Below are 15,126 nucleotides of genomic sequence, written 5' to 3'. Positions count from 1 at the left end.
AGTTGAGTCTATTCCGCTCAAGGTAGGGAGGTTCGCCCGTGGGGGCTAGGTTGCGGGCATGACGAAGCACCCCGAGCTGTTCCTGGACTTCTGGCGAGAACGTCACCTGTGCACGCTGACGACGCTGCGGCCCGACGGCAGTCCCCATGTGGTGCCGGTGGGGGTGACGTACGACGCGGAGGCCGGGCTGGCCCGGGTGATCACCAACGGGGCGAGCGCGAAGGCGCGGCACGTGCGCGCGGCCGGGGCCGAGGGTGCCCGGGTCGCGGTGTGCCAGGTGGACGGCCGGCGCTGGGCCACGCTGGAGGGACGGGCGCGGGTGCGGACGGAACCGGACCGGGTCGCCGAGGCGGAGAAGCGCTACGCCGAGCGGTACCAGCGGGTGCCGTCGCCGAATCCGGCACGTGTGGTGATCGAGATCGAGGTGGAGCGGACACTGGGGCGCGGCTGAGCATTTTCGGCCACCGTGGAAGCGCGCCCATCGCGCGCAAGGCCAGTCACCGTCCCGGAAAACTGCAGCGGCGTCACCGTGTTCAGGTCACGGTGACGCCGCTGCGGGGGGAAGCGCCTGAGCGATCTTTTACGACGGGGGAATCGCGTCAGGCACTGCGGGGGGTGGCCGAGATGGTCCTCAGGTCCTGGTCCGTCGGCTCGGCGAGCCGATGGTCCCGCTGGTCGAGGTTCACAAAGATCATTCCGTACCGGATCGCACACCGTACCGGCTGGGGCGCACCACGCGGCTTGCGCAGGCACCGGTACGCCCGCACATCCTCGTCGTCGTCGCGGGTGACGACGACCGGCTCCCCGAACACGGTCACCATCAACGAGTCACCGCTGTGGGGGATGGCGGTGACCAGGTCGATGAAGTGCCAGCCGGAGCGGTAGGCCGTGGCCATTTCACGACGGAAGGAACGGTCGTCGGGTGGAGTAGTCATCAGTCAGCCCCAGGTGGTGTCGTCTGCACCATCGGAATGAGCCGACCCCGTGTTGTCGGCACTCACAGCGACCGACTGAGCAGCCACTCCCCACGTGGTGTCCGCCGCGACGTCACGCTTCGCACCGGAGAGGCCACTCAGCGCGCCAATGGCCACAACGGCGGAGAAGGTGACGGCAAGCATCGACCGAAGCATTTTGTTGCGCATAGTCGGCTTCGTCCTCACTTGAAGGTCCCCTCTTCCCCCGTCGAACAAGACGATGGCTCATTTGGGCACGTCATGGCCACACAATCGATGCATCATGTTCCTGCATGTTCAGGACCCTGGGGGGTGGAGATTTGACATCGAATCGGACCAAAGTGTCACATCCCCATGCGATGAGTGAACTCTGCGAGGAGGGTAGTCGTCTCTACGCGAAGGCGCTGCGCACCGGACGTATAGCCCGTGCGGAGGTCGAACCCGCTCCCTGCCTCATGGAGTTCGCCCTTCTCCACCCCGACCCCGACGACGCGAACTGGCTGCGCCCCACCCCTCCCTCGGTGGCCCTGGCCCAGCGGCTCAACCCGATCGAGCGCGAGATCTCCGAACGCAGACGGCTGTCGGTCGAACTGACCGAGGCGTTCGAACCGTTCATGACGCTCAGCGCGCAGAGCGCCACCCCCACGCACGCCATCTCGGTCCTGGAAGGCCTCGACCGCATCAACGCGGCGCTCGACGTGGCGACGGCCGAGTGCCGCTCCGAGGTGCTCACCGTCCAGCCGACCAGCCGCCGCCTGGAACACACGCTCCTGCAGGGCCTGGAACGAGACCGGCCGCTCCTCGAACGTGGTGTGCGCATCCGGACGCTCTATCAGCACACCGCCCGCTACAGCCCCGAGACGCTCGGATACGTGTCCCAGTTCTCCGAGGGCAAGGTGGAGTACCGCACCATCGACGAGCTGGTGGAGCGGCTCATCATCTGTGACGAGGCCGTCGCCTTCATCCCCGTCCGAGACGACCGGCAGGTCGCCCTGGAACTGCGCCACCCGGGCCTCGTGCGCTACCTGATCAAGGTGTTCGAGTTCATGTGGGCCCGCGCGGTACCGCTGAGCACCGGCGCACCCTACGAGACCGCCCCGGACGGCATCACGGACATCCAGCACTCCATCGCCAAGCTGCTGGTGGAGGGCCACGTCGACGAGGCCATAGCGCGCCGCCTGGGCATGAACGTGCGCACCTGCCGCGCCCACATCGCCAAGCTCGCGCAGGCCCTGGGCAGCGGCAGCCGCGCCCAACTCGGCTATCTCATCGCGCAGTCGGGCATGCTGGACCGGGACCACTGAACCGATGACGGGGGCGAGAGGAACGCGGAAGGACACACAGCGGCAGTCCCGGCCGGCCGGGCAGGGCGAGGCCGTGACGCACCGGGAGCACGGCGTCGAGGAACTGTGCGCCGCCGGGGAGAAGCTGTACGAACGCGCCCTGCGGGAAGGGCGCGTACCCGCCGCCGACGCCGCCGACGCGCCCTGCCTGACCGACTTCGGCCTGCTCCACCCCGCCCTCGACGACCTCGCACTGCTCGAACCGGTCCCGCCCGCCGCGGCGCTGCACCGGCTGCTGCGCACCTCCGCGGCGCGCGTCGCCGAGGAACGGCGGCGCGAGGACCGGCTGGTGGAGCGGTTCGAGCGACTCCTGCGGATCGACGTACGGCAGTCACCCGACACCGGCGCGGCGATGCTGCGCCTGCTCAGCGGCACCGAGCAGATCAACCAGGCCATCACCGACGCGATGGTCGACGCCAGCGAGGAGTCGCTCACCATCCAGCCGCACGCCGGCCTCACCGGCGCGCGCGGCGAGGCGGCCCGCGACACCGCCTTCGGGCGCGACCAGGCGCTGCTGGACCGCGGTGGCCGCATCCGCGTCCTCTACCAGCACACCCTGCGCCATGTGCCGATCGTGTACGGGCCGCTGGAGTCCTTCCGGCACGGCGACACCGAGGCCCGCAGCCTGGACGAGGTGCCGGACCGGCTCATCGTCATCGACCGCAAGGTCGCCTTCCTGCCGGCCAACGACGACGGCACGCTCGCCCTGGAGGTCCGCCACCCGGCGCTGATCAAGTACTTCGTCACGACCTTCGACCGGCTCTGGCGGCTGGCCACACCGATGTTCCCGAAGGCCGTGCAACCACCGTCGGTGAACGGCGTCACACCCCGCCAGCGCGCCATCGCCACGCTCCTGGTCGAGGGCCACACCGACGCCGCCATCGCCGACCGCCTCGGCATGAACATCCGCACCGCCCGCCTGCACATCGCCAAGCTCGCCACCACCCTCGGCAGCGACAGCCGCGCCCAGCTCGGCTATCTCATCGCACGCTCGGGGATTCTTGATCAGGAGCCGTGAGCGCACCGGCCGGCAGGCCGGGGCTGCGATGGCCGTCCAGACCGACCTGGGCGATCCGCACGCCCAGTTGGGTGCGGCTGGCCGCGCCGAGGGTCTCCGACAGGCGGGCGATGTGGGCGCGGCAGGTGCGCACGCTGATGCCCAGCCGCTCGGCGATCACCGCGTCCTGGTGCCCCTCGGCGAGCAGCGCGGCGATGGACTGCTCGCGGTGCGAGATGCCCTCGATGCCGGTGTCGGGCAGCGGTGCGGTGAGCGGGATGGCGAGCCGCCACAGGCGCTCGAACACCGTCACCAGGTACTCCACGAGGGCCGGGTGGCGCAGCTCCAGGGCCATCGTGCGGTCGGTGTTGGCGGGGATGAAGGCCACCGTGCGGTCGAACAGGATGAGCCGGTCGATGACCTCGTCCAGGGTGCGGGCCTCGACCGTGTCGCCCATCAGCTCCAGGTAGTTCAGCAGCCCCTGTCCGTGCCGGGCCACGTGCGTGTACAGGTCGCGCATGCGCACGCCCCGGCCGCGCAGGGCCAACGCGCGGTGCAGCCCCTCGGTCAGCTCGGCCTCCCGGCGGATGCCGCCGGGCTGCACGGTGAGCACCTCGGTCGTGCACGCCTCGGTCGCCTCGTCCATCGCGGCCTGGATCCGGGACAGCCCGTCCAGCACCCGGATCGCACTGCCCTCGGCGGGCGCGGCCAGCGCGCCCAGCTGACGGCCGAGTCCGGCGTACCACTCGAAGGCGGCGACCGCCGAGCCCACCCGGCGCTGACTCTCGCTGACCTCGTCGTAGACCCCGCGCAGCAGCCGGGTCATGACCTCCTGCGGAGAGGTCGGCACCAGCCAGTCCATGTCGTCGGGGTCCGGGTGCAGCAGGGCCAGCTCCAGCAGGCAGGGCACCGCCTCGGCATCAGTGCGCGGCACCCGCCCACGGCGTACGGCACGGGAATACACCCGATCCCCGGCCGCGCACAGTCGGTCGGCGCCGTGTGGATGCTCCTCCGCCCCGCGCCCGGCCATCGCCCATTTCACCCCCGGTGTGCTGCCACTTCCGCAGCGCAACTATGCGCGGCGTCGGACGGGTCCGCAACACGGCTCACCCCGACAGTGCCACCATGAAAGGAGGTTATGTCCGGGTATCGGGCAGGCTCCGCCCCTCGCATTGCAACAAGCTGATGGTGGTGGGGCGGACGCCACCGAGGCATCGTTGGTCCCACTTCCCCCGGGTGTCCCTGTGGCACCCGGAGCGGCCCCGGTCAAGGCTCCCCCGCCCTCCGAGGCCGCGGCATCGCGCACACGGGGGTGGCGCGAAGCCCTCCGCGGGAAGGGCCGTGACGGTGCCGTCGTTCGACCGCGGCACCGTCGCGGCCGGCCGGGCCTACTTCAGGCCGATCGCCGCGCAGGCCGCCTTGTACTTGGCGGTGCAGATGTCGCCGACGGAGTAGATGCCGTCCGCGACGACCGTGGACTTGATGGTGCCCTTGGTCAGGGCGGTCGGCTGGATCAGCTTGGCCGATATGCCCTTGGTGGTGGGGCTGTCGACCTTGTCCTGGACGAGCGCGTCGAACTGGATGTCCTTGCCCTGCACCTTGGCGACGGCCATCTGCGCGGCGGCCTCGGCCTCGTCCGGGTAGGGCTTGTAGACGCTCATGTACTGCTCGCCGGCCACGATCCGCTGGACCGCGTCGAGTTCCGCGTCCTGGCCGGTGATCGGGGGCAGGCTGGTGACACCGGCCGCCTTCAGGGCCTTGATGACGCCGCCCGCCATGCCGTCGTTGGCGGCGTAGACGCCGGCGATGTTGCTCTTGCCGATCAGGCCGATCGCCTTGGTCATGTTGGACTCGGCGAGCTCCGGCTTCCAGTCCGTGGTGTCGTACGACTCCGCGATGGTCACCTTGCCCTTGAGCTCGGAGAGCGCGCCCTCCTTGAACTGCTTGGCGTTCGGGTCGGTGGGCGAGCCGTTCACCATGACGATCTTGTCGGAGGTGTCGGTGCCCGAGCCGAGGGCCTCCAGCAGGGTGCGGCCCTGCACCTCGCCGACGAGTTCGTTGTCGAAGGAGATGTAGGCGTCGATGGGGCCCTCGGCGAGCCGGTCGTAGGCGATGACCGGGATGCCGGCGTCCTTGGCCTTGGTCACCTCGGAGGCGACGGCGTGCGAGTCGACGGCGTCCAGCAGGATGATGTCGACCTTCTCGTCGATCATCTTCTGTATCTGCGAGGCCTGCCGGGAGGCGTCCGCGTCGGCGTTGAGGTACTCGACCTTGCCCTGCTTGCCGGTGAGTTCGGCCACCTTGTCCCGAATGATGGGGTAGTCGAACTTGTCGTAGCGGGTGTTGGCCTTCTCCGGCAGCAGCAGGCCCACGGTGATGTCGTTGCCCTTGCTCGGGCTCGCGTTCGCGCCGTCCCCCGTCGCGTCCAGCACGCCACAGCCGGCGAGCGAGAGGGTCATCGTGGACACGGCCACGGATATGGCGATACGACGCATTCGAGGGCTCACTTCAGGTGCGTTCCGGACGTAGGGCTGCCATACGACCCAGGTGTCTGAAAAGACAACGCGGAGGCCACACCCGGCGTCAAGCGGAACTACTTAACGAGTCCGCAACACCACGCTCAGCTGACCCTGTGAAGGGTGAGCGGAATCCTCTCCAAATGCTCTTTACGGACCCTTCATCCAAGGGCCGTTCAGGAGACGGCAAAGGATACGACAAGAGAACTGTTTCGATCAGACGACCGAACAGTCCCGGCCATCCGTGTCCAGCCGGCCCGGTCCGCCGGCGCCACAGGCCGCCACGATCTCCTCCAGGTCCGCGACCGCGGCCGCCACGCCCTCGGTGAGCAGCACCGCCGTCGGATTGAGCAGCACCTCGTCGACTCCGGCGGCCCGGTACCCGGCCAGGGCCGCCGCGATCTCCTCCGGGCTGCCCACCACGACCGCCCCGGCCCGCAGGAGCGCGGACGCCGGATCGGGCCCGTCGACGTCCACGCCCGCCCGGCGCAGCATGTCGGCGTAGTGCGGGGCGCCCAGATGGTCCCGGGTGGCGAGGCGGGCCAGCCGGCGCGGGTCCCGGCCCGGGCGGCGCACCGCCACGTGCACGGCGGTCGCGATCCGCGGCGGCGTGGCTCGGCCCGCCGCGGCTGCCCCGGCCGCCAACGCCGGTACGAGGGTGTCCCTCAGGTAGGCGGGCGGGGTCATCCAGGTGATCGCCACGTCCGCGGTCGCGCCCGCCGTACGGGCCATCGCCGGCCGCAGCACCCCGGCGCCGACCTCCACCGCGGCGTGCGGGCCCACCGGGGGCAGGGCGCCGTACAGCCGGTGGCCGGCCCCGTCGTGCGCCACCTCGGCACCGTCCAGCAGGGCCCGTACCGAGCCGACGTACTCCCCCACCGCGGCACGGGGGCTGCGGCACGGCTCGGACTCCAGGCGGCGCACGAAGGCGGGGCTGCCGATGCCGTACCCCGCCACGACCGGCTGCCCGGTGAGCAGGGCCAGCGACCGGGCTTGGAGAGCGGCCTCGTACGGGTGCCGCAGCGGCAGCAGCGTCACCGCGGTGCCCACCGGCACCCGGTGGCCCCGGCCGGCGAGATGGGCCAGCACCTGGTGCGGCTCGGCCCGGAACGACTGGCACAGCCACAGCCGGCGCGCGCCGCTGCGCGCGACCAGCGCGGCGAACGGCTCGACCAGCTCCGGGTGGTCGGGCTGCAGGGGGTAGAGGACGGCGGGCGGTGCCGGGGTCATGGTCCGGTTCCTACGCTTCCTGTGCGGGGGTGGTGTCGAGGGTGGCCAGCAGGGTCCGGCCGGGGGGCAGGAAACGCGCCGCGGCCGCGGCCACCTGAGCGTCCGTCACCTCCGCGAGTGCGGCCGGCCAGTGCGCCAGCCAGTCCACCGGCAGCCCGGCCGCGACGAACCCGGCCAGGGCGCTCGCCTCCTCCGCCCGGGTGGCGAGGGCGAAGCGCGCGAATCCGGCCGCGTAACGGCGCACCCGGCGTGTCTCCTCGGGCGTGGGCCCGGACGCGGCGAGCGCGCCGAGGCAGTCGGCGACCTCCCGCGCGATCCGGTCACCCGTGCCGGGCGCGCCCACGCAGTCGATCTCCAGCCAGCAGCCCGCGCGGTTCTGCCGGACCCGGGCGTCGACGGCGTACGCCAGCCCGTGCCGCTCGCGCAGGTGCCGGGTCAGCCGGGAGGAGGCGTGCCCGGCGAGGACCAGCTGGGCCAGGTGCAGCGCCGCGTGGCCGGGCTCGGGGGCCGGGACGGCCGGGCCCGCGGTCAGCAACAGCGCCTGTCCGGCCGCCGGGTCGTGCAGGGCGATCCGGCCCGGCTCGGGCTCGGCACGCGGGAACGGCGGCAGCACCAGCCCGGACGGCCCGCCCGCCCAGCCGGCCAGCTCCGCGCGAACGAGGGCCAGGACGCGGTCCGGGTCCGCACCGCCCAGCACCAGCAGGACGGCACCGCGCGGTACGACGGCCCGGCGGTGGAAGGCGTACAGCGCGTCCGTAACGGGCGCCGGCCCCCCTGCGGCGCCCTCCTCGGTCAACGGGTGCGGACCGCCGAAGGCGTGCCGGAGCTGGGCGCGGCGCAGCCGGGTGCGCGGGCCCGGGGCCGCGGGACCGGCCGGGGCCGGCGCGGTCCCGGCCGGGTCGTACACCGGGTGCACCAGCAGATCGGCGAGGAGCCGGAGCGCACCGGACAGCCCGTGCGCGAGCACGCTCACCGACAGGACCAGATGCTCTGCGGTCACCACCGTGCTCACCTCCGCGCCCAGGTCGGCCGCCCGGTCGGCGACGGCCTGCCGGTCCCGGGTGGCCGTGGCGGTGCCGAGCCCGGCGGCGACCAGCTCCTGCGGGCGCACCGAGGCGCGGTCGGCACGGGCGTACGGCAGCACCAGCCGGATCTCCGCGAGGGGGGCGCCCGGCGCGGCGACGACGACCGTGTCGAGACCGTTCGCCAGCGTGCTGCGCAGGGCTTCGCGGGGAGCGGGGGTGAGACGAGCGGGAGTGAGGGTGTTCATGCGGAAGCTGCCTCCAGGGCGACGACGGCGCGCGGGGCGCCCAGCAGGGCCTGGGCCGCGATCGAGACGTCGGTGGGGGTGACGGCGGCGAGTCGGCCGGCGACGGTGTCGGGGGCCGGGCGCTCGGCCGGCGGGAACAGCAGGGCGGCGCGGCCGTGGGCGACCGCGCGGGCTGCCGGTGCGTCGGCACGGCGGTGGCAGCCGGCCCGCAGCACGTTCACCGCGCGGCGCACCTCGTCGGCCGCGGGCGGCTCGGCGGCCAGAGCGGCGAGCGCCCGCAGCCAGCCCGCGGCGGCCTCCTCGGCAGCGGCGCCCCGAGGCCGGTGCCCCAGCACCAGCGCCAGGTCGGGCGCGGCGGAGGCCAGCCACTGCCCCTGGTACCCGCAGTGCACGCTCGCGCCGGCGGACCGGGCGCGGCGCAGCACCTCCAGGAGGACGACCTGCGCGACATACGCTCCGAGCCCCTGGCGCGGATCGGCCAGGGCGTGTCCGACCGCCACCGCGTCCCGGCCATAGGGCAGGGCGACAGGGGGTGCGACCGGCACCGCGTCCCTGCCGTACGGCACGGCTCCAGGCGGCGCGACCGGCACCGCGTCCCCGCCGTACGGCACGGCTCCAGGCGGCGCGACCGGCACCGCGTCCCTGCCGTACGGCAGGTCGACAGGCGGCGGCGCGACCGCCGCGCGGGCCTCGGCGGGGGCGGCACTCGCGCTCCCGTCAGCCGGTGCCCGCCACCCGGCGAACTCCCGCTCCACCAGCTCCCGTACCCGGCCCGCGGGCACGTCCCCGGCCACGCAGAGCACGGCCCGGTCGGGACGGTAGTGGCGCCGGAAGAACGCCTCCGCGTCGTCGGCCGTCACCCCGCGCAGTTCGGCGGGGGTGCCGTAGGCGTGCCGGGCGCCCGGGTGGACGGCGGCGAGCATGCCGTCCCACAGGCGGGTCCCGGCCCCGGCGGCGCGGATCTCCTCCGTGACGACGGCCGCCTCGGAGCGCACGGTCGCCGCGGCGGGCGCGAAGCGGAGCAGCCGCCGGGCCTCCAGGGCCAGCAGGCCGGGCAGGGCGTCGGCGGGCGCGACGGTGTGGAAGACGGTGTGGTCGCGGTGGGTCTCGGCGTCGCACATGCCGCCCGCCTCCTGCACCAGGGCCACATGACCGGCATCGGCGCCGTCCTGCTCGTCCCGCGGGAACATCAGATGCTCGACGAGGTGGGCGGTGCCGTGGCCGCCGGCCGGGTCGTCGTCGCCGCCCGCGGCCACGGTGAGCGCCACGGCGACGAGCCCGCGTCCCGGCAGCTCCTCGGTGACCAGCCGCAGGCCGGTGTCGAGGCGCGACTCGCCGTACGGTTCCGGCGTCACGGCAGCGGCCGGTAGACGGAGACACACATCTTGCGGCTGTCGCCGCCGTCGAAGGGCTGCTCGCGCCAGCCGGCGTAGCGGGCCGACAGCTCCAGGCGGGCGATCCCGGCCAGCAGGTCCAGTTCGCTGGGCCACAGATAACGCATCACCGTGCTCGCCGACCTCGGCGGCTCGCCGTCCAGGAACAGGGTGTTGTGCACCATCATGTTCTGCGAGGCGGGCAGCACCCCGATCGACTCGATCATCGCGCCGCGGCCGGCGATCGGGTACGTGGTGATGTCGTTCTTCCTCTGCACGTGGAAGTCGCTGGGGTCGAACGTCTCCACGACGACGTGTCCGCCGGGCGCGGTGTGCCGGGCCACCGCGTGGATCAGGGCGATCTGCTCGTCCGGGGAGACCGCGCAGCACAGCGCGTTGAACGGCGCGAGGACGACGTCGAAGGTGCGGCCCAGGTCCAGCGTGGCGAAGTCGGCCTGCACGGGGGTGATCCGGCCCTCGGGGTCCTTCTCGGCGAGCCGGGCGAGCATGCCGGCGGAGGAGTCGACGCCGTGCACCCGGAAGCCCTTCGCCGCGAGCGGCAGCGCCACCCGGCCGGTACCGACACCGAGTTCGAGCACGCTCGCGCCGGGGTCGGTGAGCGTACGGAGGAAATCACCGATGTCCTCCAGGTCCGGGGTACTCGGATAGATCTCGTCGTACACCTCGGCGAGCGCGTCACTGTAGGCGGTGGTGAGCGTGACGCCCAGGCCGGCGGGTTCGGTGGCGGGGGTGGTGGGTTCGGCGGCGAGGCCGGCGGCTTCGGTGGCCCGGCCGGCGGATTCCGGATCGGTCGCGGGGGATTCGGTGGCGGGGGATTCGGTGGCGGGGGCGGTCCGGTGGGTCATCGGCGGTCTCCGGGGCGGGTGGTGAGGTTGTGCTGCGGGTGGCGCGGGTCGATGCCCGCCTCAAGGAACGCCCGGACGACGTGGGCGTCCCGGTCACCGGGCTCCCCGTCGGCGAGGGCATGGGCGATGAGCCCGCTGGCGAGGGCGAACGCCCGGTGCTGTCCGAAGCTCATGCCGTCCTGGCCGGGGCGCGGATCCTCGGGGTCCCAGGCGGCGGCGATCCCGGGGGCCAGTTCCTCGGTGAACACGGACGTGTCGGGCGCGGTGGCGGTCCCGGCGTGCGGGACGAGCGCGGCCACGACCGCGCGCTCGCCCGGCCGGTGGTCGCCGTGCAGGTAGACGACGACCGAGTCCCGGCGCGGGAAGTCCTGCGGGTCGGACAGCACCTTGGCGTGGTACGACGCCCCCGCCGCCTCCAGCGCGCCGAGCGCGGCCCCCCACAGCAGGACGGCCGCGTCGGCGTCGCGCGCGTGCACGAAGAGCCGGCGTACGGGTCCGGCGGGGCGGGGCAGCGGACGGGAGCCCATGACGTAGAAGAAGCCGGGGGACAGCGCGGGGCGGGCGGCTTCCAGCGCGAGTTCGACGTACGCACCGGGCGCGGGCGGCACGGCCGGGGCCGACAGCCGGTCGGCGCGTACCCGGACGGTCGCCTCCGGCAGCCGTACCACGAGCTCGTCGCCGCCCGGGCGGGGCAGCACCTCGACCAGCCGGCCGCGCACCGGTGTGGTGGCGTGCGGTACCGCGGCGGCCAGCCGGCGTTCCAGCGCGGGGTCGCGCAGCGTACGCCGGGGCGGCGGTCCGTCGGCCCCGAACCCGCCCTGGCCGCGGCCCGCGTGGAACTCCTCGTACAGCGCGTTGGTGAGCCGGCCCCGCAGATCGCGGGGGCTGTCGGCGGTGACTGTACGCCCGCCGACGACGGCCTCCCGGCCCCCGTCCCCGACACGGACCACGCCCAACGCGCCGGCCAGCCGCGCCCCCAGCCCCCACACCGGCGCGCCGCCGGACGCGCCGGGAACCGGGGAGTCGTCGGACGCGCCAGAAACCGGAGAGCCGACGGACGCGCCGGAAACCGGGGAGCCGACGGACGGCTTCGCGACCGCCGAATCCCCGGACGGCTCCCGGGCCTCGGCACCCGCTGACAGCCGCGGGGCCGCCGAGCCTGCCGGACGTCTCGGGACCCCCACGCCAGAGGCGGGACGCGGGGCCGGGAAGTCGGCGAACGGCTCCGCGACCACCGCACCGGCCGACAACCCTTCAGCCACCGGGCCCCCGGACGACTCCCGAACCATCGAACTCCCGGACGACTCGCGGACCCCGGCGGCCGCAGACGGCTCCCGGACCCCGGCGCCCGCCGGCGGGCGCGGAGCCGAGGACGCCGCCGGGCGTCGCGGGGCCCCGATGCCAGAGGCGGGGCGCGCCGCCGGGGAGGCGGCGAACGGGTCCGCGACCAGCGCGCCGACGGACGGCTTCCGGAGCCCGGGGCCCGCCGGCAGGGGTGGTGCCGGGTGGTGCGGGGTCCCCGCGGCGGGGGTGGGGGCGGGTGTGGGCTGGGTCATCGGGGGCTCCCGTCGGGCAGGGTCAGGCCCAGGGTGTGGGCCGCGGTGGCCGGGGCGAGGAGGATCGTGCGGCCGATGCCGGCGGCGGCACGGGCGACCGGGTTGAGGGTGGCGTGCGACTCGGCGGTGGCGATCAGGCGGTCGTACAGGTGCCACCCGGCATACGCGGCGGCCCGCTCCGGCAGCCCCGGGTCGGGGACCCGGCACTCCCGATAGGCCTGCCAGAACGCGCCGATCCGCGGCAGATGGCGGCGCAGGCTCGCCGAGCCCCGGGCCACGATCTCCGCGTGCCCGAGCCCGAACCCCGCGCTCTCCCCGGCCACGGCCTCACCCGTCGGCGCGAACACCGAGTAGGTCGCGTGGAAGAGCCACTCCCCGGCGAAGGCGCCGACGTCCCGTGCGGGGTCGGCGAGCCGGAACTCCTCCCAGTCGCACAGGTGCAGGTCCCCCTGCGCGTCCCGGATGAACTGGTCGAACCGCAGGTCGCAGTGGACGGGCGCGAGCGGCACCGACGCCTCCAGCTCCCGCAGCCGGCGCAGGGCGGCGACGACCTCGCTGTCGTCCTGCACCAGCTGCCAGGCGGCGATCTGCGCCATGCTGCGTTCCAGGACGGCGCTCCAGGGCAGCGCCCGCAGCCAGGCGAGCGGCGGCAACGGGGCCTCTCCGGTGTCGAGGCGGTCGTCCGCGCCCAGCCCGTGCAGCGTGCCGACGGCGCGGCCGGCCGCCCGGCACAGCTCGTCGTCGAACTCCCCGTCCAGCGCCAGCTCGGCGCCCGAGCGGGCGTCCGGCAGCAGCCGGTGGACGCTCACCCCGGCCGCGGGGTCGGCGCCGAGGAGCTCCGGCGAGCGGAGCGGGGAGCCGGACGGCAGCCGGTCGGCGGCCAGTTCCTCGAAGGACAGGGCGCGCTGCAGTTCGGGGCAGCCGCCGTCGGGCAGCGGGGTGACCGTCTTGACGAAGACGTCCACGCCGGTGGTGGTCGGGCCGGCCCAGTTGTCGTTGCGGCCGCCGAAGGAGGTGACGGCCGTGGGGTCGAGGGAGCCGAGCCCGAGCCGGTCCAGCAGGGCGGACACGGCCGGTACGGCGTCCAGTTCGGTGGGCCGGTACCGCTGCCGGGTGCGCGGTCGGCCGCTGGTGGGGGTGGTCGTGGTCATGATGGGGCTCCCGGGACGGCGCGGCGGCCCTCCTCGTCGATGAGGTCTGCGATGAAGGCGGTGTAGGCGGGCAGTTCGTCGCTCCAGCCGCAGTACGCGGCGAAGTCCCGCTGGTGGGCGGCGATCCGTACGACGGCCGCCCGCGCGGCCCAGGTCCGGTCGGCGTCGGGCCCGTACCCGTCGAGCAGGACGCCGGACAGGTCGGCGGGGCCGGCCGGGGCGGGTGCGGACCAGGCGAGTTCGGCCAGGTCGCCCAGCAGCCAGCCGAGGTCGAGTTCGGGCCGGGCGGCACCCAGGTCCTCCCCGGTCAGCAGCGCCACCGGGGCGGGGCGCGCCGGCGGCACCAGGGTGCCCAGCGAGGCGAACCCGTGCACCAGTACCGCGTCCCGGCGTGGCTCCGCGAGCCCGTGGCACCAGGACCGCAGCCGCTCCAGCCGGGCAGGCCCCCAGGCCCGTACGACGTGCTCGCGCAGGCGGTGTACGGCCCCGCCCCCGGGCACCGCGGCCGGGTCGGCCGTGAGGTACGCGCGCAGCCGGGCCAGTGCGGGCGGGGTGTCCGCTGCGTCCGGGGCGGGCGTGGTGTGCAGGGTGCGCAGGGCCCGGCCCGCCGCGGCCAGCGCGTGCGCGACCAGTGTCCGGGCCTGCGGGCGGGGGTCACGCAGCCAGGCGGCGGCCGAGTGGGCGCCGTCGGCGAGGTGCACGAGCCCCGCCGCGCGGGGCCGGGGTACCGCCAGCCGGGCACCGGGGGTGTGCCGGGGGACGTACGCGGCGAGGGGTGCGGCGAGCGGGTCCGGCCGCAGCGGGCCGGGGCCGTGCCACCAGGTGTAGCGCCCCTCGGGCGTGCGGTGCACCCGGGTGGTCTGCAACCCGGTCGCGAACGCGGCGACGGCGACGTCGGCCGCGCCCGCCACATCGGCCGCGTCGGCCGCCTCGGACGCCACATGGGCCGCGTCAGCCACCTCGGACGCCACATCGGCCGCGTCAGCCACCTCGGCCGTGTCGACCACGTCTGTCACATCAGCCGTGTCAGCCACATCAGCCATGTCGGCCGTGTCAGCCACCTCGGTCGCGCGCGCCACAGCGACTACATCAGCCGCGTCGGCCACATCACCCGTACCGGCCACACCGGCCACACCGGCCACACCGGCCACACCGGCCACACCGGCCACTCTGGCCACACCGGCAGGGGAAGTCATCCGGCATCCCCTTCCGCCGCGCACCGCGCCCGCGCGTACGCCCCCACGCACAGCCCCATCAGCTCCGACAGCGGCATCGCGCCGCCGTCCTCCCGCTCACCGGTGCTCGCGCTGACCGCGGGCACGGTCGGCGCGACGACGACCCCGGGGCGGGACCGCAGCGCCTCCAGGTGCCCGCGCACCACGGGCTTGGACTGGGCGCCGGGCGGCAGCGAGGGGGCCACGCCCACCAGCGCGGACGTGGACTGCAGGGCGCACAGCAGCGGGGTGTCGGCGAGGCCGAGGGCGTAGCGGCCGAGGAAGTGCAGGGTGGCCGGGTGGACGAGAACCAGGTCGGGCCAGCGGGCCAGGTCCACGTGCGGGGTGGCGCCGGGTGCGGCCTCGTTCCAGTCGTCGGTGACGACGTCCCGGGCGCACAGCGCGGAGATCGCGTCCGCCGAGACGAAACGCCGTGCCGAACGGGTCAGCACGACCCGTTTCTCCATTTCCGGAAAGGTGTTGCCCAGCCAGTTGATCCAGAAGGGCAGGAAGGACACGCTGAGCGCGCCCGTGCCCACCACGAGAACCCGCCGGAATCCGGGGTCCGCGACACCGGTGGGGTCCACACCGGTGGAATCCATCCTGCCTCCTGGGGAAAGTGCGAATACTGCCCGGGGAGGGGCGGGCAGCCCCTCC

The 15,126-nt window shown here is 74.2% G+C and carries 14 protein-coding genes; 3 read left to right on the top strand and 11 right to left on the bottom strand.

Going from position 1 to position 15,126, the window contains the following annotated elements; translation table 11 throughout:
* The first annotated feature begins 58 nt into the window (after positions 1-58).
* Complete coding sequence (locus IO33_RS0134965; RefSeq protein WP_031172595.1) at positions 59-451, top strand: PPOX class F420-dependent oxidoreductase; 393 nt, start codon at positions 59-61, stop codon at positions 449-451.
* Positions 452-599: 148 nt separating this feature from the next.
* Here the strand turns inward: IO33_RS0134965 and IO33_RS0134960 are convergent, their stop codons facing one another.
* Entirely contained in the window at positions 600-935 is a 336-nt protein-coding gene (locus tag IO33_RS0134960) for a Rieske (2Fe-2S) protein (protein ID WP_031172594.1), read from the bottom strand.
* 377 nt (positions 936-1,312) lie between these two features.
* On the opposite strand from IO33_RS0134960, the gene IO33_RS0134950 reads away from it, so the two are divergent.
* Entirely contained in the window at positions 1,313-2,257 is a 945-nt protein-coding gene (locus IO33_RS0134950) for a helix-turn-helix domain-containing protein (protein ID WP_245235953.1), read from the top strand.
* 4 nt (positions 2,258-2,261) lie between these two features.
* Positions 2,262-3,314: a helix-turn-helix transcriptional regulator gene (locus tag IO33_RS0134945; RefSeq protein WP_107069457.1), complete on the top strand. Its 1,053-nt coding sequence runs from the start codon at positions 2,262-2,264 to the stop codon at positions 3,312-3,314.
* Here the strand turns inward: IO33_RS0134945 and IO33_RS0134940 are convergent.
* The 10 genes from IO33_RS0134940 to lxmD all read right to left on the bottom strand — a co-directional run bounded on the left by IO33_RS0134940 (position 3,277) and on the right by lxmD (position 15,056).
* A complete protein-coding gene (locus IO33_RS0134940) occupies positions 3,277-4,323 on the bottom strand; it encodes a helix-turn-helix transcriptional regulator (protein WP_078964014.1) in 1,047 nt (348 codons plus the stop codon). The two genes, IO33_RS0134945 and IO33_RS0134940, sit on opposite strands and share 38 nt — an antisense overlap.
* A gap of 358 nt (positions 4,324-4,681) precedes the next feature.
* Positions 4,682-5,788, bottom strand: coding sequence for a sugar ABC transporter substrate-binding protein (locus IO33_RS0134935; RefSeq protein ID WP_031172585.1), 1,107 nt, complete (start codon positions 5,786-5,788; stop codon positions 4,682-4,684).
* A 237-nt stretch (positions 5,789-6,025) separates the two neighbouring features.
* On the bottom strand, positions 6,026-7,039 hold the full coding sequence (gene lxmJ / locus IO33_RS0134930) for a F420-dependent peptide dehydroalanine reductase LxmJ (protein WP_037686747.1): 1,014 nt from the start codon (positions 7,037-7,039) through the stop codon (positions 6,026-6,028).
* Between the two features lie 10 nt (positions 7,040-7,049).
* A complete protein-coding gene (locus IO33_RS0134925) occupies positions 7,050-8,309 on the bottom strand; it encodes a M16 family metallopeptidase (RefSeq protein WP_051927137.1) in 1,260 nt (419 codons plus the stop codon).
* Entirely contained in the window at positions 8,306-9,664 is a 1,359-nt protein-coding gene (locus IO33_RS44725; protein WP_037686745.1) for a M16 family metallopeptidase, read from the bottom strand. The genes IO33_RS0134925 and IO33_RS44725 overlap by 4 nt, the downstream gene beginning before the upstream one ends.
* Positions 9,661-10,548, bottom strand: a complete 888-nt coding sequence (locus tag IO33_RS0134915) for a class I SAM-dependent methyltransferase (protein WP_031172580.1) — start codon at positions 10,546-10,548, stop codon at positions 9,661-9,663. The genes IO33_RS44725 and IO33_RS0134915 overlap by 4 nt, the downstream gene beginning before the upstream one ends.
* Positions 10,545-11,498, bottom strand: coding sequence for a T3SS effector HopA1 family protein (locus tag IO33_RS44720; protein ID WP_245235952.1), 954 nt, complete (start codon positions 11,496-11,498; stop codon positions 10,545-10,547). The genes IO33_RS0134915 and IO33_RS44720 overlap by 4 nt, the downstream gene beginning before the upstream one ends.
* 602 nt (positions 11,499-12,100) lie before the next feature.
* Positions 12,101-13,255, bottom strand: a complete 1,155-nt coding sequence (gene lxmK / locus IO33_RS0134905) for a class V lanthionine synthetase subunit LxmK (RefSeq protein WP_031172575.1) — start codon at positions 13,253-13,255, stop codon at positions 12,101-12,103.
* On the bottom strand, positions 13,252-14,451 hold the full coding sequence (locus IO33_RS0134900) for a hypothetical protein (RefSeq protein WP_245235951.1): 1,200 nt from the start codon (positions 14,449-14,451) through the stop codon (positions 13,252-13,254). The genes lxmK and IO33_RS0134900 overlap by 4 nt, the downstream gene beginning before the upstream one ends.
* On the bottom strand, positions 14,448-15,056 hold the full coding sequence (gene lxmD, locus IO33_RS0134895; RefSeq protein ID WP_209438969.1) for a flavoprotein: 609 nt from the start codon (positions 15,054-15,056) through the stop codon (positions 14,448-14,450). Before lxmD ends, IO33_RS0134900 begins: the two co-directional genes overlap by 4 nt.
* Positions 15,057-15,126: the final 70 nt, after the last annotated feature.

Origin of the sequence: Streptomyces durhamensis, from assembly GCF_000725475.1 — a bacterium.
GTDB lineage: Bacteria > Actinomycetota > Actinomycetes > Streptomycetales > Streptomycetaceae > Streptomyces > Streptomyces filipinensis.
Note: the sequence above shows the minus strand (reverse complement) of the source record. Positions and strands in the feature narration are given on the sequence as shown.

Bases quoted from the DNA above. Each gene is read 5' to 3' on its own strand.
- IO33_RS0134900 (WP_245235951.1), bottom strand. From the start codon at position 14,451: ATGACTTCCCCTGCCGGTGTGGCCAGAGTGGCCGGTGTGGCCGGTGTG.
- IO33_RS0134965 (WP_031172595.1), top strand. From the start codon at position 59: ATGACGAAGCACCCCGAGCTGTTCCTGGACTTCTGGCGAGAACGTCAC.
- IO33_RS0134945 (WP_107069457.1), top strand. From the start codon at position 2,262: ATGACGGGGGCGAGAGGAACGCGGAAGGACACACAGCGGCAGTCCCGG.
- IO33_RS0134925 (WP_051927137.1), bottom strand. From the start codon at position 8,309: ATGAACACCCTCACTCCCGCTCGTCTCACCCCCGCTCCCCGCGAAGCC.
- IO33_RS0134950 (WP_245235953.1), top strand. From the start codon at position 1,313: ATGAGTGAACTCTGCGAGGAGGGTAGTCGTCTCTACGCGAAGGCGCTG.
- IO33_RS0134960 (WP_031172594.1), bottom strand. From the start codon at position 935: ATGACTACTCCACCCGACGACCGTTCCTTCCGTCGTGAAATGGCCACG.
- lxmJ (WP_037686747.1), bottom strand. From the start codon at position 7,039: ATGACCCCGGCACCGCCCGCCGTCCTCTACCCCCTGCAGCCCGACCAC.
- lxmK (WP_031172575.1), bottom strand. From the start codon at position 13,255: ATGACCACGACCACCCCCACCAGCGGCCGACCGCGCACCCGGCAGCGG.
- IO33_RS0134940 (WP_078964014.1), bottom strand. From the start codon at position 4,323: ATGGCCGGGCGCGGGGCGGAGGAGCATCCACACGGCGCCGACCGACTG.
- IO33_RS0134915 (WP_031172580.1), bottom strand. From the start codon at position 10,548: ATGACCCACCGGACCGCCCCCGCCACCGAATCCCCCGCCACCGAATCC.
- IO33_RS0134935 (WP_031172585.1), bottom strand. From the start codon at position 5,788: ATGCGTCGTATCGCCATATCCGTGGCCGTGTCCACGATGACCCTCTCG.